This is a genomic window from Burkholderia sp. BCC1208, assembly GCF_902833095.1.
GTDB lineage: Bacteria > Pseudomonadota > Gammaproteobacteria > Burkholderiales > Burkholderiaceae > Burkholderia.
The window spans coordinates 337,303-355,664 of sequence record NZ_CADFDY010000005.1 but is presented as its reverse complement, the minus strand read 5'-3'; the positions used below and the strand labels follow the sequence as shown (position 1 = coordinate 355,664).

19 protein-coding genes are annotated in these 18,362 nt (G+C 67.6%); 8 read left to right on the top strand and 11 right to left on the bottom strand.

The features are described 5' to 3' along the window. Positions 1-261 precede the first annotated feature (261 nt). Both HWX09_RS14340 and HWX09_RS14335 read right to left on the bottom strand, forming a co-directional pair. Positions 262-1,392 carry a 3-deoxy-7-phosphoheptulonate synthase gene (locus tag HWX09_RS14340; protein ID WP_027781724.1) on the bottom strand — a complete coding sequence of 377 codons (1,131 nt, stop codon included), beginning with the start codon at positions 1,390-1,392 and terminating at the stop codon, positions 262-264. Between the two features lie 194 nt (positions 1,393-1,586). Next, complete coding sequence (locus tag HWX09_RS14335; protein WP_027781725.1) at positions 1,587-2,903, bottom strand: lipase family protein; 1,317 nt, start codon at positions 2,901-2,903, stop codon at positions 1,587-1,589. Between the two features lie 403 nt (positions 2,904-3,306). On the opposite strand from HWX09_RS14335, the gene HWX09_RS14330 reads away from it, so the two are divergent. Both HWX09_RS14330 and HWX09_RS14325 read left to right on the top strand, forming a co-directional pair. Beyond that, positions 3,307-3,861: a hypothetical protein gene (locus HWX09_RS14330; RefSeq protein ID WP_027781726.1), complete on the top strand. Its 555-nt coding sequence runs from the start codon at positions 3,307-3,309 to the stop codon at positions 3,859-3,861. A gap of 1 nt (position 3,862) precedes the next feature. Next, the gene (locus HWX09_RS14325; protein ID WP_230469049.1) at positions 3,863-4,315 is read left to right on the top strand and encodes a hypothetical protein; all 453 of its coding nucleotides are present in this window, start codon (positions 3,863-3,865) and stop codon (positions 4,313-4,315) included. Positions 4,316-4,392: 77 nt separating this feature from the next. On the opposite strand, the gene HWX09_RS14320 is transcribed toward HWX09_RS14325, so the two are convergent. Next, on the bottom strand, positions 4,393-5,100 hold the full coding sequence (locus HWX09_RS14320) for a YceH family protein (protein ID WP_027781728.1): 708 nt from the start codon (positions 5,098-5,100) through the stop codon (positions 4,393-4,395). 402 nt (positions 5,101-5,502) lie between these two features. On the opposite strand from HWX09_RS14320, the gene HWX09_RS14315 reads away from it, so the two are divergent. After that, positions 5,503-6,264, top strand: coding sequence for an SDR family oxidoreductase (locus HWX09_RS14315; RefSeq protein ID WP_027781729.1), 762 nt, complete (start codon positions 5,503-5,505; stop codon positions 6,262-6,264). A 17-nt stretch (positions 6,265-6,281) separates the two neighbouring features. On the opposite strand, the gene HWX09_RS14310 is transcribed toward HWX09_RS14315, so the two are convergent. Genes HWX09_RS14310 through HWX09_RS14300 form a run of 3 tightly spaced genes read right to left on the bottom strand, consistent with a single transcriptional unit; the run spans position 6,282 to position 8,709 of the window. Further along, positions 6,282-6,986: an MOSC domain-containing protein gene (locus HWX09_RS14310; protein WP_027781730.1), complete on the bottom strand. Its 705-nt coding sequence runs from the start codon at positions 6,984-6,986 to the stop codon at positions 6,282-6,284. Beyond that, entirely contained in the window at positions 6,983-7,879 is an 897-nt protein-coding gene (locus tag HWX09_RS14305; RefSeq protein ID WP_027781731.1) for a dihydrodipicolinate synthase family protein, read from the bottom strand. Before HWX09_RS14305 ends, HWX09_RS14310 begins: the two co-directional genes overlap by 4 nt. A gap of 47 nt (positions 7,880-7,926) precedes the next feature. Beyond that, on the bottom strand, positions 7,927-8,709 hold the full coding sequence (locus tag HWX09_RS14300) for an aldolase (RefSeq protein ID WP_027781732.1): 783 nt from the start codon (positions 8,707-8,709) through the stop codon (positions 7,927-7,929). A gap of 133 nt (positions 8,710-8,842) precedes the next feature. On the opposite strand from HWX09_RS14300, the gene HWX09_RS14295 reads away from it, so the two are divergent. Further along, positions 8,843-9,385: an XRE family transcriptional regulator gene (locus tag HWX09_RS14295; RefSeq protein ID WP_027781733.1), complete on the top strand. Its 543-nt coding sequence runs from the start codon at positions 8,843-8,845 to the stop codon at positions 9,383-9,385. Between the two features lie 31 nt (positions 9,386-9,416). Further along, a complete protein-coding gene (gene hutC, locus HWX09_RS14290) occupies positions 9,417-10,154 on the top strand; it encodes a histidine utilization repressor (RefSeq protein ID WP_027781734.1) in 738 nt (245 codons plus the stop codon). A gap of 78 nt (positions 10,155-10,232) precedes the next feature. On the opposite strand, the gene HWX09_RS14285 is transcribed toward hutC, so the two are convergent. Together HWX09_RS14285 and HWX09_RS14280 are read right to left on the bottom strand one after the other, a co-directional pair. Continuing rightward, positions 10,233-11,081, bottom strand: a complete 849-nt coding sequence (locus HWX09_RS14285) for a phytanoyl-CoA dioxygenase family protein (RefSeq protein WP_027781735.1) — start codon at positions 11,079-11,081, stop codon at positions 10,233-10,235. A 39-nt stretch (positions 11,082-11,120) separates the two neighbouring features. After that, positions 11,121-11,924: an ABC transporter substrate-binding protein gene (locus tag HWX09_RS14280; protein WP_027781736.1), complete on the bottom strand. Its 804-nt coding sequence runs from the start codon at positions 11,922-11,924 to the stop codon at positions 11,121-11,123. Between the two features lie 544 nt (positions 11,925-12,468). On the opposite strand from HWX09_RS14280, the gene HWX09_RS14275 reads away from it, so the two are divergent. After that, positions 12,469-13,332: a LysR family transcriptional regulator gene (locus tag HWX09_RS14275; protein ID WP_027781737.1), complete on the top strand. Its 864-nt coding sequence runs from the start codon at positions 12,469-12,471 to the stop codon at positions 13,330-13,332. A 54-nt stretch (positions 13,333-13,386) separates the two neighbouring features. Here HWX09_RS14275 and HWX09_RS14270 read toward each other — a convergent pair whose 3' ends face one another. The 3 genes from HWX09_RS14270 to HWX09_RS14260 form a co-directional block, all read right to left on the bottom strand. Continuing rightward, entirely contained in the window at positions 13,387-13,860 is a 474-nt protein-coding gene (locus HWX09_RS14270) for a nuclear transport factor 2 family protein (RefSeq protein WP_027781738.1), read from the bottom strand. A 56-nt stretch (positions 13,861-13,916) separates the two neighbouring features. Continuing rightward, positions 13,917-15,101: an amidohydrolase family protein gene (locus HWX09_RS14265; protein WP_027781739.1), complete on the bottom strand. Its 1,185-nt coding sequence runs from the start codon at positions 15,099-15,101 to the stop codon at positions 13,917-13,919. Between the two features lie 67 nt (positions 15,102-15,168). After that, positions 15,169-16,368, bottom strand: a complete 1,200-nt coding sequence (locus HWX09_RS14260) for an amidohydrolase family protein (protein ID WP_027781740.1) — start codon at positions 16,366-16,368, stop codon at positions 15,169-15,171. 538 nt (positions 16,369-16,906) lie between these two features. Between HWX09_RS14260 and HWX09_RS14255 the strand changes: the two genes are divergently transcribed. Further along, positions 16,907-17,557, top strand: coding sequence for a glycine zipper 2TM domain-containing protein (locus tag HWX09_RS14255; RefSeq protein WP_027781741.1), 651 nt, complete (start codon positions 16,907-16,909; stop codon positions 17,555-17,557). A gap of 266 nt (positions 17,558-17,823) precedes the next feature. Continuing rightward, the gene (locus HWX09_RS14250; RefSeq protein WP_027781742.1) at positions 17,824-18,333 is read left to right on the top strand and encodes a GNAT family N-acetyltransferase; all 510 of its coding nucleotides are present in this window, start codon (positions 17,824-17,826) and stop codon (positions 18,331-18,333) included. Positions 18,334-18,362: the final 29 nt, after the last annotated feature.

The following is an 18,362-nucleotide window of genomic DNA, read 5'->3' as shown; positions in this document are numbered from 1 at the left end:
GTGTATGCGTGGCGGACCGGCGTGGCCGGGCCGCGGCGAGCAACACGTGTTCATGGTAGCGGCATTCGCCGGATCGTGCGTTGAGCGTGCGACGTGGCAACCGGGGCGACCCGATCGGGATCAATGATCGTGCAGACGGTTGGGGCGCGCGGCGCGAAAAAAATGGCGCCGCCGACCATCGATCAGGACAACCTCACGGACGAGCACCCGATCTTCTCGGTACATCGAACGATGCGGCGAGCTGCGTGCCGCCCCGCCGCGTCATGCATTCCGCGAATACACCCTGCGATGCCGCACCGCTTCCGCCAGCACGTCGAGCACGGGCTCCGTCTGCGTCCAGCTCAGACACGCATCGGTAATCGACACGCCGTACTGCAACGGCACGCCCGGCTTCAGATCCTGGCGCCCGGCCTCGAGATGGCTCTCCACCATCACGCCGACGATCCGGTGCTCGCCCTGCGACAGTTGCCGTGCGAGATCCTGCGCCACTTCGATCTGCCGCTCGTGCGACTTGTTCGAGTTCGCATGCGAGCAGTCGACCATCACCTGCTCGCGCAAGCCGGCCTTGCGCAGCACCGCGCAGCTCGCTTCGACGTGCTCCGCATCGTAGTTCGGCCCGTTCTTGCCGCCGCGCAGGATCACGTGCGCATCGTCGTTGCCGCGCGTCTCGAAGATCGCGGCCATCCCCATCTTCGTCATCCCCATGAAGGCATGGCTCGCGGCCGCGGCGACGATCGCGTCCGACGCGACCTGCACGCCGCCGTCGGTGCCGTTCTTGAAGCCGATCGGGCAGCTCAGGCCCGACGCGAGCTGGCGATGGCTCTGGCTCTCGGTCGTGCGCGCGCCGATCGCGCCCCACGCGATCAGATCGGCGATGTACTGCGGGCTCAGCAGGTCGAGGAATTCGGTCGACGCCGGCAGACCGAGCGCGTTGATGTCGAGCAGCAGTTGCCGCGCGGCGCGCAGCCCTTCGTTGATGCGGAAGCTGCCGTCGAGGCGCGGATCGTTGATGTAGCCCTTCCAGCCGACCGTCGTGCGCGGCTTCTCGAAGTAGACGCGCATCGTGATCAGCAGGTCGTCCTTCAGCGCATCGGCCGCAACTTTCAGGCGGCGCGCGTAATCGAGCGCCTGGTCGTGATCGTGGATCGAGCACGGGCCGACGACGAGCAGCAGCCGGTCGTCGCGGCCGTGCAGGATATCGCCGATCGCGCGGCGCGTATCCTCGACGAGCGTCTGCGTGCCGGCCGGCACCGGCAGTTCGTCGAGCAGCAACGCCGGCGAAATCAGCGGACGCACGGCGCCGATGCGGACGTCGTCGATGCGCGCGGTGTCCTGCGTCGCGTCGGCGCTGCCTACCTCGCGATCGTGGGAAGGATTGTCGAGGTTCTGCATGGTGATTCTCCGGGGGACGTCTATCTGGAATGATGGCCAGGCTCGATTATGGCACCGGGGAGAGGTGGTAGCCGGGTACGGCGGGGATGCGGGGCGACTGCGGTCAGGTAAATCCGACAGACGGAGAAACGCGGGATGAAAAAAGGGCGATCCGCGGCGGATCGCCCTGCCCTCCATTGCGCCGCCCGGCGCGTCTAGTGCGGCGTCTCGGGCGCCAGCGAATTGCTCGGCAGCAGCGCCGTCAGCCAGCAATTGCTCGGCGCGGCTTTCCCGTTGAAGCGGTCGTAGAGCCACGGCAGCATGCCGGCCACCCAAGGCGCGATCGCGCCCACATGTTCGAGCGGATACTCGGTGTACGTGACCGGCGTGCCGCTGGCGCAGAACTTCTGCGCCAGCGCGCGCACGTCGTACGCCAGCATCACGCCGTCGCCCACCTGGCTGCCGAACGTGCCGTCGAGCGCGCCCGCCGTGCCCTGGCCGATGAACATCGGGATCGTCGGCGACGCGGCCAGCCCCGCATTCACCTTGTTCGCGTACGTCACATACACCGGAATGCCGTTGATGTCGTTCGCGTATTGCGGCTTGAACAGCGTCGCCCAGTGCAGGCCCGTGTACTTCGGCAGGATGTACGCGAGCGACTGGCTCTGGATGTCCTTGAACACGGCAACGCCGGTGTCGCTGAGATAGGGTGTCAGGTCGAAGCCGTAGCCGCGCGACAGCCCGGCGAGCGCGGCCGCGGCGACGCCGCCCCAGACGATACTGCCGTCCACATAGCGCAGATTGTGTGCGGGGTCGACCAGCACGCCGCCTTCCGCCGCGCCGACGAGTTGCCTGTTGACGTCGGGCGCATAGCTCGGCGCGAGTTGCGCGGCCCAGTTCGTCGCGATCGCACCGCCGGAATAGCCGATCATCGCGATCTTGCTCGACGGATTCAGGCCGGTCGATGGCGTATTGAGCGCCGCGCGGATCGAATCGAGCGTCGTCATCCCGTATTCGGGGCCGGCGGCGAAGTCTGCCGTCTGGCCTTCCGTATCGGGCACGATGATGTTGTAGCCCAGCAGCAGCAGTGTCGACAGCGGAACCGATTCCGCGCTGTAGAGCAACGTGCCGACGTTGACGACCTTGGTCACGTTGCGGTCGCCGGCGATCACCTGCGACGGTTCGTCGTACGGGTTCAGCGAATCGTAGGCCGACTGGTACGAGATGGCCTGGCCGTTGCTGACCTGACTCCGGATCACGGACGTCACGTTGACGACGGGCTGGTTCCGCGCGTCGTTGGTGCGATACAGCAGTTGCTGCGCGGTCAGCGCGGTCGGAATGCCGGCCACGTGATAGGTGACATTGCGCGTCTTCAGCACCGTGCCCGGTGAAATCGATGCCAATGGCGTGGCGCCGGTGTACGTATAGAACGGATCGGACACGGCCGGCGCGCCGGCGCTGGCCGGCGGAGCAACGATGCCCAGCGCGGCGGACACGGCAGCCGCGGCAATCATCGAACGTCTGGAGGACATGGGTGGGGGCCCCTTGGATAACCTGCTTTCATCGAAGGAAGTTCGGCGGTGTTTCAGACCATCGCGATTGCCACTTCAAAAGCGTTTCCGTGCCATCGACTGTCTCCTGTGAATGAATGATCCGGCTTGTTCTGAATCTGTAATTTAGTAGGAGTACAAACCGGATGAATTGAAGCACAACGAGAACGCGTTCGATGCACGTTTTCCGTTGTTTGAAGGTAAACGTCTAAAGCCGCCGCAACGCGATGCGGCCGCCCCGGCCGTTCGGCCGACTGCCCGCCTCCGGATGAAGTACCGTACGATCACGGCTGTCCGTTACCGAAGCGGCCCGTCTTGCGAGGCGGGCCGCGCGGCCCACCGCCTGCCTGCGACCGATCGTTTCCTGCTCAACCGACACGCCACGATGACCGTATCCGAACTGCTCCGTGCCATCCGCCAACCCTATATCGACCTGCTCGCGCAAGCGGCAGCGCAACCGGCGGTGACCGTCGAACCGGCCTACCGGCAGGCCGACGGCGCGCTGGCCGCCGAAGGGCCGCTCGCGCTGCCGTGCCGGGCCGACACGATCCCGGCCGAAGGCGACGCGGCGGGCCAGCCGTCGATGGTCGATTCGACCTCGCAACTGGATTTCGAATCGTTCGCGTTCGACCTCGAAACGGCGGCCGTGTCGATCCGCCCGTTCGTGTGGGACTGGGCCGCGATCGAGGCCGACGGTCTCGACGAAAGCGCAGCGGTCGACGCTTTCAAGACGTGGTTCCTCGCGTGGTTCGATGTGGACGACGAGAATACGCCGGCCGAAGACGGGCTGCATGGCGTCGTCCACTACCTGTCGGAACCGGTTCGCACGGAACAAGGGTGGCGCGTCAATGCCGACCTCGGCTCCGCGCCCGAGACGGCCGTCGAGGATCTGCTGTTCCGGCTCGTCGATGCGGGGGCTACGCGGATCAGTGTCGGTTGAAATGTCGCTTTATCTCTTGCACACCACCCTCATGAAAAAAGCACTTGCCGTGGTACTGCTCTGTATTTCGTTGCCGGCGCTCGCCAAGGTTTCCACCGACGTGTTCTGCTTCAGATCGGATGGCGACAAACCCGTGCGCTTCGAGATGCGCACCTACTACGACGATGCGGTCGATTGGACGGGCGGCATGGTCCGGTATGCGAAATCGAAAACGGCCCTCCCGCTGGTGATCGAACACGAAGAGGACGAAGTGCTCGCCGAAGATCGTCCGCATCAGTTCACGACGACCTGGGTCGAAATGGTCGACGGCAAGATCAACGGGAGATACGAAATGATGTCCCAGGGCGCCAACGTCTATTCGATGACGTACACCAATGCGCGCACCGGCAAGAAAACCGCGTTCGGCAGGGCGGTGGATGTCGACGTTTCGCCGCAATCGGGGTGCCGCTGGTAGCGATGACGTCGCGGCGCCCGATGCCCGCTGCGCTGCGCGCGTGCACGCGTCGGCACCGCGTCGCATCGCCCCGTGGATCAGCCCGCGTCGCCCGGCACGTCGACGTCGATCCCCAGTTCGCTGGCCATCCGCTGAACCAGCGCATTCAGCCGCGCCACTTCATCCGCGAGGCGCTTCTGTTCTGCCTTCAGCGCTTCGAATTCGGAAGGCGGCACCGAATCCGCGCCGCCGGCATCCGCGCTCGCGAAGTCGGCCAGGTTCACCTCGCCGCACATCAGGTGCATCCAGCGATTCTCGCGCGCGCCCGGTGCACGCGGCAGCCGGACGACGAGCGGCTGTGCGCGCGCCGCGAGTTCGTCGAGAAACGCCTCGACCGACGAGATATCCGCGAAACCATGCAGGCGCGCGCTGTTCAGGCGCAGCTCGGCGGCCGTCTGCGGGCCGCGCAGCAACAGGATCGTCAGCAGCGCGATTGCCTGGCTCGGGATGCCGAGCACGCGGTTCATGTTGTGCTCGAAGCGCGGCACGCGGCTGCTGCTGCCCTCCATCACGAGACTCAAGTGCTTCAGCCCGTCGAGCGCGGTCGTGACTTCGTCCTCGCTGACGTTCATCACCGGCGCGCGCGCGGTTTTCTGGTTGCAGCCCGCGGTCAGCGCGTTCAGCGACAGCGGGTAGGTATCCGGCACCGTGTGCTGTTTCTCGACGAGCACACCGAGAATGCGGGCCTCGAGGGGCGTGAGTTCGCGAAGGGTGCGGGGCGTGGGCGTATCCGGCGTGGTGTTCATGATGGCTTCGCAGCGTGCAGCAAATGAGGGGAAACGGTCGCGGCCCGTCCGGCGTCGCGAACGGGGGAGCCATATGATAGCTCGCGAAGCATGGCCCGGCGCCGCTCGCCGCACCGAAGTGCGCACTTGTCGCAGCGGGCTTTCGTCCGACGTAGCAGCGCGCCCGGCAGCACGCGGCGCAACGCGGCGATGCATGCACGCGCTGCGAATTCCTCCCGCACGCACGCCCCGGCGTTTGCGCGATGCACATGCCAGCGCTACGATATACGTTCGTCCCGATATCCGCGGCGCCGCGTGCGACCTCTTCGCACGTCGATACCACGCATCACCCGCCCTGAATGCGCTGCCGCCGTGCGTGCGCGCCGCTCGTCAACTCCGTTCACTCCTCATCGGTTCACCACCATGACTGCATCTTCTACCGCACCCGTGCGCGCCATCGTCACCGGACACACGCGCGGCGTCGGCGCGGCGCTCGCCGAACACCTGCTGCAGGAAGGCATCGCCGTGCTCGGCGTGTCGCGCAGCCGTCATCCGTCGCTCGGGTCGCAGGCCGGCGAACGCTTCGCCGAAGTCGAACTCGACCTGTCGGACTCCACGGCCGTCGCCGCCTGGCTGGCCGGCGACACGCTGCGCCGCTTCGTCGACGGCGCGTCCCTCGTGCTGCTGTTCAACAACGCGGGTATCGTCGATCCGATCGGCCCGCTCACCGCGCAGGATCCGGCGATCGTCGCCCGCGCGGTCGGCCTGAACGTCGCCGCGCCGCTGATGCTGTCGGCCGCGCTCGCACAGGCCGCCTCGGCCGCGACCGAATGCCGGATCGTGCACCTGTCGAGCGGCGCTGCCCGCAACGCGTATGCGGGCTGGAGCATCTACTGCGCGACCAAGGCCGCGCTCGATCACCACGCGCGCGCCGTCGCGCTCGACGCGAACGGCGCGCTGCGCATCTGCAGCGTCGCGCCGGGCGTCGTCGATACGGGCATGCAGGCCACGATCCGCGCGACCGACGAAGACAATTTCCCGATGCGCGAGAAGTTCGACCAGTTGAAGTCGAGCGGCGCACTCGCCACGCCCGAGGCAACCGCCCGACTACTGATCGGCTATACGCTGAGCGACGCGTTCGGCACCGAGCCGACGGCCGACGTGCGCAACCTGCCGACGAAGTAAGCGTCGGACGCGGCCCGTCATCCTTCGAGCCGCTTCGTCAAGTCTTCGACCTGCCGCTCCGTCCGGCGCTTTTCGAGCATCTTGCGCCAGGCGGGCGGCAGCACCGGCACGTCGCACAGCGCATCGAGCGCGGCCATGTCGAGCGTGCGTCGATACAGCACGTCGAGCACCGTCGACAGCGGCCATTGCGGGTGGCGGCGCTCATGCAGCGCGAGCACGTCGCCCGCCCCCACCCAGCCTTCCTGCAGCACGCGGTAGTACCAGCCGGTCCGGCCGCTTTGCTGCACGAGCGCCGCCATCCGCGGATGATCGAAACGCGCGTTGAGCTTCCAGCACGGCTGCCGCGACTGCGAGACCTGGAGCACCGCACCGCCCAGCGTGAACACGTCGCCGAGACACACGTCGTGTTCGGTGATGCCGCGTGTCGACAGGTTCTCGCCGAACGCGCCCGGTTGGGCGAGCACGTCGCGCGCGCCGATCTGCGCGGCCCACCATGCATAGTGATCGTGTGCATAGTGGTGAACGGCCTTGTCGGGACCGCCGTGATGCCGCGCATCGGCCTGGGCGTCGCCGGCAAAGCCGAGCGCGCCCAGCCACAGGCGTGTATCCACCGGCTGCTTGTCGATCGCGCTTGCGTGCGGCGTGCCGGCGAGCGGCCGGCTCGTGCCGATCCGCACCGCGCTGATGGCAGCCGCGATCGCAGGCCGGGCGTCGTCGCTCATGCGGCCACACCGTCCGGCAGCGCCGCGAGCAGTTGCTCGAGTTCGCGCGTGCGTGCATCGCCGAGCGGCAGCAGAGGCCGCCTCGGTTCGCCGGCGTCGAAGCCGCGCAGTCTCAGCCCGGCCTTCACGGTCACCGGCAACCCGCCGTTGACGATGAACTGCAGCAACGGCAACTGCGCGTGAAAGACCGATCTGGCGCGTGCGAGGTCGCCGGTGCGCATCGCGTCGAACAACGCGAGCGGCAACGCGGCGTTCAGGTTCGGCGCGGCCGTGCACCATCCGGACGCGCCCGCGGCCAGCGCGGCGAGCGCCATCGGATTGCTGCCGTTGTAGAACGGGATCGTCCCGTCGCTCAATTGCGCGAGCCGGTGCATCCGGCCGATGTCGCCGGTGCTCTCCTTGACCATCGTCACGTTGTCGACTGCGCGGCAGATCGTCGCGATCAGGTCCGGCGACATGTCGACGCCGCTCGTCGCCGGATTGTTGTACAGCATGATCGGGATGCCAATGGCGTCGCCGATCGCGCGATAGTGCGCGACGATCTCGTCGTGGCCGAGCTTCCAGTACGACACCGGCAGCACCATCACCGCATCGGCGCCGGCCTGCTCGGCGAAGCGGGCACGGCGCACCGCGCCCGCCGTGGTGAGATCGGAAATCCCGACGACGGTCGGCACGCGCCGGCGCACCGCGCGAATCGATGCGGTGGCGACGGCCTCCCATTCGGCGTCGGACAGGTAGGCGCTTTCGCCGGTACTGCCCAGCGGCGCGATCGCGTGAACGCCGCCGGCGATCAGGCGCTCGATCAGCGCATCGAGCGCTTTCAGGTCGACGCCGCCGTCGACGGAGAACGGCGTGACGGGGTAGGCAATGATGCCCTTCAGAAGGATGGACACGATTTGTATTCCTCAATGATTGTCCGACAACATCGGAACGGCACGACTTATGCGACGCAGTCCCGATGCGTGCGCAACGCGCGGCGCGCGTAGTAGTCGAACGTCACTGCATCGCGCTTCGGTTTCGAGATCCAGTCGTGCGCTTCTCGCGCGAGCGCCGGCGGCACCGGCTTGATCTCGCCGGCCGACATCGCGAGCAGTTGCAGCTTCGCGGCGCGCTCGATCAACAGCGCGAGAATGCAAGCCTCCTCGATCGTCTTGCCGACCACGAGCTGGCCGTGATGCGACAGCAGGATCGCGCGCTTGCTGCCGAGCGCCTTCGAGATGATCTCGCCCTCCTCGTTGCCGACCGGCACGCCCGGCCAGTCCTTCAGGAACGCGCAATCGTCGTACAGCGGGCAGATGTCCATGTGCGACACGACGAGCGGCTGCTCGAGCATCGACAGCGCCGCGACATGCGCCGGATGCGTGTGGATGATGCAGTTCACGTCCGGGCGCTCGCGATAGATCCACGTATGGAACCGGTTGGCCGGGTTCGGAATGCCTTCGCCATCGACGACGTCGAGATCCTCGTTGACGCGCAGCAGGTTCGCGGCCGAGATCTCGTCGAAGCCGAGCCCGAGCCGCTGCGTGTAGTACGTGCCGGCCGCATCCGCGCGGCAGGTGATCTGCCCGGCCAGGCCCGAGTCGTGGCCGGCGTCGAACAGGATCCGGCACGTCAGCGCGAGCTTTTGCCGCGCGGACCAGCCGCTGTCGCCCACTTCGTTTTCAAGACGCCGCTCCGCCAGCGCGACCAGCGCTTCCTTCGTCAAATTCAGCGTTTCCGCCATGTTCGCCTCCTGAATGAACCGGGCCTGCCGCGCCGTCCGCAGCCGTTTGCCCGTCGCACGTGACACACGATACACCGAATGACACTTTGTGTCATGCGTTACAATCGGTTTTTCGAAGGACACCCGGCGCCCCATGACGATTCGCCTGAAGCTGCTCAGAAAACAGAAAGGCTGGACGCTCGACGTGCTGGCCGGCGAGACCGGCCTCACCAAGAGCTATCTGTCGAAAGTCGAGCGCGGCCTGAGCGTGCCGTCGATCGCGGTCGCGCTGAAGCTGTCGAAGGCGCTGAACGTCGACGTCGAGCAACTGTTCTCGGAAAGCCGCAACCGCGAGCTGATCGCGATCACGCGCGCCGGCGAGCGCACGGCGATGGGCGGGGCGGCCGACAGCCACGCGCACCGTTTCGAAAGCATCGCGGCCGGCGTCGCGCCGAAGAAGATGCTGCCGTTCGTCGTGCATCCGCCGCACGAATTCGTCGCGTCGACGTTCCGCGAGCACGAAGGCGAGGAATTCCTGTTCGTGCACAAGGGGCGCGTGGAAATCGAATTTCCGAACGAGACGGTGCAACTCAGGGCCGGCGATTCAGTCTATTTCAACGCACTCATCCCCCACCGCACGCGCAGCCTCGGCACCGCGCAGGCGGAGATCCTGGTCATCGTCAGCCACGACGACTAGCCTCGTCACTTCTTCGCGCAAGGATCTTCCGATGGTCACCAAGGCCACCGCACCGTTCCAGCAGATCAAGACGCTCGTTCGCCAGAACGTCGAATCCGGCGACTGGCGCCCCGGCGACCGCATCCCGTCCGAACTCGATCTCGCCGCCCGGTTCGGCGTCGCGCGCATGACGGTCAACCGCGCACTGCGCGAGCTGACCGAGGAAGGCGTGCTGAAGCGCATCGCGGGCGTCGGCACCTTCGTCGCGGAGGTCAAGCCGCAGTCGAACCTGCTGATGATCGCGCATATTCGCGACGAGATCCGTGCGCGCGGGCACGAGTACCGCTGCCGCGTGCTCAGCCGGTCGCGCGAGCCCGCGTCGTTCGACGTCGCGGCCGCGTTCGGCCTGCCGGTCAACACGCCGGTCTTTCACGTGGTGTGCGTGCACGAGGAAAACGGCCGCCCGATCCAGCTAGAGGATCGCTACGTGAACCCGGCGGCCGCGCCCGGCTTCATCGATCAGGATTTCCAGACCGAACCGCCGTCCGAGTACCTGTACAACAACGTGTCGCACTACGAACTGGAAATCGAGCACGTCGTCGACGCGTCGCTGCCGACCGGCGAGCAGGCGCGGCTGCTCGACATGCGCGCCGACGAGCCGTGCCTCACGCTCACGCGCCGCACGTGGACGGACGGGCTGCCCGTCACGTTCGTGCACTTCCTGCACCCGGGCAACCGCTACCGGCTCGGCTCGCGCTTCAAGCCGGGCGCGGGGCGCCACCCGACCTGATCGTTCGTCGCACGCCCCCGACACGCACGGCGGCCGTTTCGTCATGAAACGGCCGCCGTGTTCATTCGTTACGTCGGGTCAGATCGCCCCAACCTGCCCCGCGTCGCGCGACCATACGACCGGAAACAGCGGGTGATCGAGCGGCGCGCCGTCGGCGAGCTGTTCCGCGAGCCCGGGAAAATCGGGCGACGTTTTCCAGCGGCGCGGCGCGTGACGGACATCGTCGCCGACGAAGCGGATCGAGAACGCGCGCCGGCGGTTCTGTGTGCCGCCCGACGCGTGCAGCGTAAGCATCCGGAAGCACACCATGTCGCCGGGTTCGAGCGCCCAGTGGCGGATCGGGAAGGCCGTGCGGTCGGCTTCGATGTCGGGCAGATCGGCGAGGCTGCCTTCCGGAAACCACTTCGCCTCCTTGTCCATGAACGTGCGCGGCATCAGCCACGGCCCGCGATGCGAGCCGGCGACGAATTCGAGCGTCGATTCGAGCGGCACCGGATCGACCGGAATCCACATGCTGACGTTGTCGTCGCCTTCGATGTTGTAGTACGGCTGGTCCTGGTGCCACGGCGTACGCTGCCGCGTGCCGGGCTCCTTCACGAGCAGGTGGTCGTGATGCAGCCGCACGTTGTCCGTGCCCATCAGCGCGGCGGCGACCGACGGCGCCGGCGAGCGCACGATGAAGTCGCGATACGCGTCGTTGTGCTGCCAGTTGCAGAAATCCTCGAAGAACCAGCCCGGATCGTCGGGCCGACTCGCGACTTTCGCGCGTTCGCTCGGCTGCGCGAGGTTCGCGTCGATGCCGGCCCGCAGCGCGGCCACTTCGTCGGGCGAAAAGATGCCCTTGATGCAGACCGCACCTTCCTCGCGGAACGCGGCGATCAGTTCGGGCGTCACGGCTTGCGCGACGCGCTCGTGGATACTCGTCATGGTGTGCCTGTCGATCGAATGAGTCACGGAATCACGGAATCACGGCGCCGAAGTCAGTTGCTGCTTCGCGCCGTAGATGTCGAAGTCGAAGTACTTCGCGGCGATCTTCTGGTACGTGCCGTTCGCGCGAATCGCGACGATCGCGTCGTTCAGCCGCTTCTTCATGTCGGCGTCGCCCTTGCGCAACCCCATCGCGACGCCGTAGCCGGTGATCCGCACATCGGTCACGTCCGGGCCCGCGAACGCGTAGCCCTTGCCGCGCGGCGTCTTCAGGAACGAGTAGCCGGCCTGCGTCTTGTCCTGGAAGGTCGCGTCGAGGCGACCGTTGACGAGATCCTGATACACCTGGTCCTGATTCTGGTACGAGACGATCGTCACGCCCTTGGTCGCCCATTCGGCCTTCGCGTACGCCTCCTGCGTCGTGCCCTGGTCGATCCCGACGCGCTTGCCGGCCAGCGACGCCGCGGTCGGCAGCAGCTTCGAGCCGACCGGCGCGACGAGCGCGCCCGGCGACGCATACAGCTTGTTCGAGAAGTCGATCTGCTTGAGCCGCTCGTCGGTGGCCGTCATCGCGGACATGATCACGTCGAACTTGCGCGCGCGCAGCGCCGGAATCATCCCGTCGAAGCCCTGCTCGACCCACACGCACTTCGCACGCAGTTGCTCGCAGATCGCATTGCGCAGGTCGATGTCGAAGCCGGCGAGCGAGCCGTCGGGCTGCTTCGCCTCGAACGGCGGATACGTCGGATCGATACCCCAGCGGATCGTCGACGTGTCCTGCGCGAACGATGCGAGCGGCGCGAACGCCAGCGCGGTAACGAGGAACTTGGCAGTACGGTTCATGGCGTGTCCTTGTGGTCTCGACGCGGCGGGGAAGCGCCGGCGTCCGGTGGGGAGCGTCGTGCCGGCATGCCCGGCGCGGTACGCGAAAGACGGGACTTCGATGAAACTGCGGTGCAGTCTAGACCGCTAGATTTTCGAGCGCAAGCGGGGGTATGACGGAGTGCGGCGGATTGAAGAGAGGCGGGAGACGGGAGGGCGGGCAGATGCCTGATCCACGGCCTTTTTACGGGGTTTTCAGGTGTTTACCCTGCGCGACGCACGTTTGCCACAGAGCGTGTTTTTCCGGATGTTCGTGAAATGTAGAGGTCTATACCGGAAGCTACGGCGACGTGTCGCCCGATCTTCCACCGACCGTACGGTAATGCGCCCCTGGCGTGCCCGCGCTCGCCGCTGCGCGGCCGATAAGATGCGTCACGCGCTTCAAAGGCGCCGCGCGACGCCGCGCCGAATCCGGCGAAACCGCGATTGCCCGCGGCGTCCGGCCATGTTAAAAGTCGCCGCACGCATTTGGAAATGAAATGATCGAATCCACAGAAGTGCAGAAATGAATAGACCCCTGTTCGACATCGACCTGCTGCGCGCGCTGGTGATGGTCGCCGACTGCGGCAGTTTCACGACGGCTTCCGCGCGCCTGCATTCGACGCAGTCGACCGTCAGCCAGAAGGTGCGCCGGCTCGAGGAAATCGCCGGCCACCGCCTGCTCGACCGCGGCGCGCGCGACGTGCGGCCGACCGACGCGGGCGTGACGGTGCTCAGCTATGCGCGGCGCATGCTCGCGCTCAACGACGAGATGCTGGAGGCGCTGTCGGGCGCGACGGTCGCGCTGACGATCCGGCTCGGCGTGCCCGACGATTTCGCGGCGGGTCGCACGACGCACGCGCTCGCGGCGTTCAAGCGCGAGCATCCGCAGGTGAAGCTCGAAGTGACGTGCGGGCTGAGCCGCGACATCAGCGCCGCGTACGATCGCGGCGAACTCGACCTCGTGCTGATCAAGCAGCGACGCGACAGCCGCGAGGCGGTCGTGCGCTGGCCCGAGAAGCTGCGCTGGATCGACAGCGCGAAGCATCCGTCGATCGATCTCGACCCGGTGCCGATCGTCGTGTTCCCGCCGCGCGGGCTCTACCGCGACGACATGATCAAGGCGATCGAGGAGCGCGGCCGCCGCTGGCGGATCAGCTTCACGACGTCTAGCCTGAGCGGGATCCAGGCGGCCGTCGCGGACGGGCTCGGCATCAGCGTGCTGCCCGCGCGCGTGGTGACGGACGAGCATGTGGTGCTGACCGCGAAGCAGGGCTTCGCGCCGATCGAGCACATGGACATCGCGATCCTGCACCGGCCGACGGCCGACCCGATGGTCAGCGAACTGACGAAGACGCTCGCGGCGATGCTGGAACTCGAAGGGCGGTAAGCGAAGCGGGTTTCATCCGCAGCAGGGAACGGGGCACGGCGTGCCGCGCATGCGTCAGAACATCGTGTTGCCGTTCGCCGCCTGCTCGGGCACCGGCTGGTTGACGTCCCAGTGTTCGACGATCTTGCCGTGCTCGAGCCGGAAGATGTCCATGATCGCGCTGCCGCGCGTACCGGGTTCGCGCACCGCGTGCACGTGCAGGATCACGTAGTCGCCGTCGACGAACGAGCGTTTGATCTCGCTGTGCGATTGCGGATATGTGTCGCGCAGGAACGCGACGAACTTGCGGAAGCCGTCGCGCCCGTCGGCCGCGTTCGGGTTGTGCTGCACGTAGCGATCGCCGACATACGCGAGCGCAGCGTCCGCATCCTTCTCGTTCAAGCCTTTTTCGTAGAACGCCAGCACCGTGCGCCGGTTGGCCTCCTGCCGCGCGTCGGCCGGGCCGGCCGCCCCCGCATGCGTGGCGGTCACGGCGAACAGGGCCACCGCCATCCATCGTGCGGCCCGTGCCGCGGTCGTGCGTCGCATCGTCGTCTCCTCGGAAATCCGGCCGAAAACCGGATCATACCGGCGCGACGCGGCGTTCAGACCAGTGCGCCGTCGCGCGCGACGACCTTCCCGGACGACACGACGAGACGCCGCACCGGCCGCGCGACGACGGCCTCGGCGAACGTCAGCGCATCGACGAGCACCACGTCCGCGCGGTGACCCGGCTGCAGGCCGTAATCCGCGAAACCGCAGCCGCGCGCCGCGCCGTGCGTCACGCAGTCGAGCGCGACTTCGAGTGCATCGTCGCGGCGGAAATCGTTGCGCATGGCGATCAGCATCGCGCGCTCGAGCATGTCGGGCGAGCCGTACGGCGTCCACGTATCGCGCACGCCGTCGTTGCCGCCGACCACGGTCACGCCCGCCGCACGGCACGCGGCCACCGGCGGCACCGGCACCGCGGCCGTCGCGGTCGTGACGATCGCGACGCCGAGCTCGGCCATCCGCGCGAGCAGCGCATCGCGCTCGCGTTCGGCGATATCGCCGAGGCAGAAACCATGGCTGATCGTGACCTTTCCCTGCATGCCGAGCGCCGCCGTGCGCTGCAGGATCAGGTCGAGCGAGTACGCACCCATCGACCCGCGCTCGTGCAGATGGATATCGAGCCCGCGGCCGTGGCGCCCGGCGATCGCGAACAGCACGTCCACCGCCTCGACCGGATCGCCTTCGATCGCGCACGGATCGAGCCCGCCGAGCAGGTCGGCGCCGGCGCCGAGCGCGTCGGACAGCAGCGCATCGGTGCCCGGCCGCTTGAGCACGCCCGATTGCGGAAACGCGACGATCTGGATCTCGACCTGCCCGCGCAGCGTCTCGCGCGTGGCCAGCACGCCGTGCAGGTGGCGCAGCCCGGCTTCGGTATCGACGTCGACGTGCGTCCGGATGCGCGTCGTGCCGGCCGCGAGGAAGGCACGCGCCAGCGCGAGCGAGGCGGCGCCCGCGTCATGGCCGCTCGTCGCGCGATAGTGGCGTTCGTTCTCGATGCGGTCGACGAGGCGCGGCCCGACCTGGTTGCGATACCACGGCATCCCCCAGTGGGTCTTGTCGAGATGCGTATGGCCTTCGACGAGGCCGGGCAGCGCCAACGCGCCCGCGCCGTCCTCGATCGCGCAGCCGGCGGGCGCGTCGAGCGACGGGCCGACGCGCGCGATGCGATCGCCTTCGATCAGGATATCGAGCGCAGCGTCGGCGTTCGTGCGGACATTGCGGATCAGCAGGTTCGTCATGTCGGGTCCGGTCGGGTCGGTCGGTGCAAGGCGGGCACGGCGCGTGCCGTGCCGCCGGTCATGTGGTTCAGCGCGTAAAGCGCAGCGACGGGGCGAACGGTGCGTCCGTATCGCTTTCGCCGCGGCGAAATACCCAGCGCTCGGCCGGCACGCCCGCGACAGCCGCCGCCGCATTCGGCGCGCGCACCGCGACGAAGCTTGCGTCGCATCCGACCGCGATTCCGTAGTTATCCTTGCCGATTGCGCGCGCGCCGGCGTGCGTCGCCATGTCGAGCGCGATGCCGAGCGCTTCGTCGGTGTAGAAGCCCGACCGGTAGCCGATCATCATCGCGCGCTGCAACATGTCGCCGTTGCCGTACGGCCACCACGCGTCGCGGATGTTGTCGTTGCCCGCGAACACGTGCACGCCCGCGTCGCGCAGCCGTCGCACCGGCGGGAACGCGCAGTCGCCCGGCGCATTCGTCAGGATCGATACGCCGGCTTCGGCCAAAGCCGCGGCCGTACGCTGCACGTCGTCATCGCTCACCTGGCCGAGCGCGTACGCATGGCTCACGTTCACGCGCCCGCCGAGTCCGACCGCGCGCGTGCGCGCCGCGATCCGCAGCAGTTGCGCAATGCCCGTTGCCCCCGGCTCGTGCAGGTGGATGTCGATTTTCGCGCCGCGCTTCTCGGCAATGCCGAACACGATGTCGAGCTGGCCGTCCGCGTCGCCGTCGAGCGTCGTCGGGTCGATCCCGCCGACCACGTCCGCGCCTTCGCGCACGGCGGCATCGAGTATCTCGGCGGTGCCCGGGCACGTGATCACGCCGGCCTGCGGAAACGCGACCAGTTCGATGTCGACGATCCCGCGCCATCGTTCGCGCGCGGCCATCACGGCGTGCAGGTTCGACAGGCCCGTCGTCGCATCGACGTCGACGTGGCTGCGCATCGCGATCGTGCCGAACGCGGCGGCCTGCGCGATCAGCGCGTCCGCGCGCTCGACGATCGACGGCGCGGCCGCGAGCTGGCGCTTCTCGACCGCGAGCCGCTCGCGCAGCGAGCCGACCGGTTCGTGCGGCACCCAGCGATCGCCGACGAAGCTCTTGTCGAGATGGATATGGCCGTCGACGAAACCGGGCAGCACGACACGGCCGTCGAGGTCGATCGTCTGCGCGCCCGGCGCGGCTGCGCAATCGGCGCCAATCGCGGCGAAGCGGCCGTCGCGGACGACGAGGTTGACGGGCTGGCCGCCGGCGTCGACGGCGTTGATGAAGAGTCGTTCGGTCATGGCTCGGAATGTGGGGCGGTCGCGGCGCGACACCGGCGCGGACAGGGGAAGGAACCGCGGCCGGCGCGGCGCGGCGACCATTGGCAGGGAATCCGGCCACGATATCGGACGCCGCCGGCCGAGGCCAATTAAATGTCGCGATGCCGTGCATTCGATTTCGCGATGTGCGGCGCAGACGCCACGCCAGCAAGATGCGACGGCGGGGTCCGATCTCGTCGGAGACGGCCTGCCTGCATTGGCCCGTCGGGCGACGTCGCGGAAGCCGAGGTTTCGGGCGCCTGCATCGAGGCGCCGACTGCCTCGGAAGACACTCCGCCGGACCGCTATCGATGCGCGCCGTCGACACTGCCGAACGGCCGCCGCCCTTCCCGGCCATTGCGCGATCGCCCCGCGCAAGCCGCGATTTACGCGGCAACAGACTTTACACGTTGTTACCCGGCCGCACCGGACGCGCATCCGGCCATTCCTTATACTCACGCCGAGTTCGCCACCCGTGTCGGGAATCCATCGGCGAACACGTTGCCGATGCAGGAAACACATGATGCGCATGCCTTCCACGAAGACCGTTCTGTTCGCCTCGCTCGTCGCCGTGGCGGCGCTTCCGCTCACCGCGTGCGTCGCGCCCGGCTACTACGGCGCGCAGCCGGGTTATCCGCAGCAGCAGCAATACGCGACGCCCGGCTATGCGCAGCCCGCGTATTCGCAACCGGGCTACGTGCAGCAGCAACCGGCGTATCCGAACCAGGCGCCGCAACCGTACGATCAATACGGCAACCCGACGCAATACGGCTCGCAGCCGTATGACCAGTACGGCAATCAGCAACAGCAATACGCGACCCCGTACGGCACGCAATACGGCACCGTCTCGAACATCCAGCCGGTCAACGGCTCGGTCGGCCCGTCGGGTGTCGCCGGCACCGTCGTCGGTGCGCTGGTCGGCGGCCTGGTGGGCAACCAGTTCGGCCGCGGTCATGGCCGCGATGCGGCGACGGTGATCGGCGCGCTCGGCGGCGCGGTGGCGGGCAACCAGATCGGCCAGCAGATGGGCGCCGCACAAGGCCCCAGCAGCTACCGGATCGACGTGCAGGTCAGCGACGGCTCGATGCGCTCGTTCGACGTGCAGTCGCCGGGCAACCTGCGTCCGGGCGACCGCGTGCAGATCAACGGCAACCAACTGTCGCGCTATTGATTCCAGTGGCGTGCGCGTGAGCCGATCTCGCGCATGTCGAGCATTCGACGACGGGTGCCGGTTCGACGCAACGGCACACGCGCCTGGCGTCCCCTCGTCGATGGCGGCACGACCCGCCGCCATCATCGTCTTCTCCGTTCACGATCGTGCCCGCACCGGGCATTGCCCCGCGACATCCGGATTCCCATTAGGATAAGGACGATGCATCCCGCGCCCGCGGCAGCGGCGCGCGCCGGCATGCACGCCCCTCGACCGGAATGCCCCCGATGACGATCACGATCCGCCTGCTCGACGCGGCCGACGCCGCCTGTTTCCGCACCGTCCGCCTGCGTGCGGTCGACACCGCGCCCCTATCCTTCCTGCCGACGCTCGACGAAGAATCCCAGGTGCCGGTCGACGAATTCGCGAAGCGCCTCACGCCGACGCAGGTACAGGCCGTGTTCGGCGCGTTCGACGGCGAGACGCTCGTCGGCATCACCGGCGTGCGCCGCGATGCGCGCACGAAGATCGCGCACAAGGCGACGATCTGGGGCGTGTACGTCGACGCCGCGTATCGCGGGCAACGCATCGCGCAAGCGCTGCTCGACAGCGCGACCGGGCATGCGGCGAACGCGTGGGGATGCAGCCAACTGATGCTGTCCGTGAACGAGGTCAACCACACCGCCGAGCGGCTGTATGCATCGCAGGGGTTCGTGCGGTTCGGCACGGAGCCGCGCTCGCTGTTCGTCGATGGCCGCTTCTACGACGAGCACTACATGATCAAGACGCTGGCATGACGCGTCGGCGTTCGCGTGCAGGCACCGAC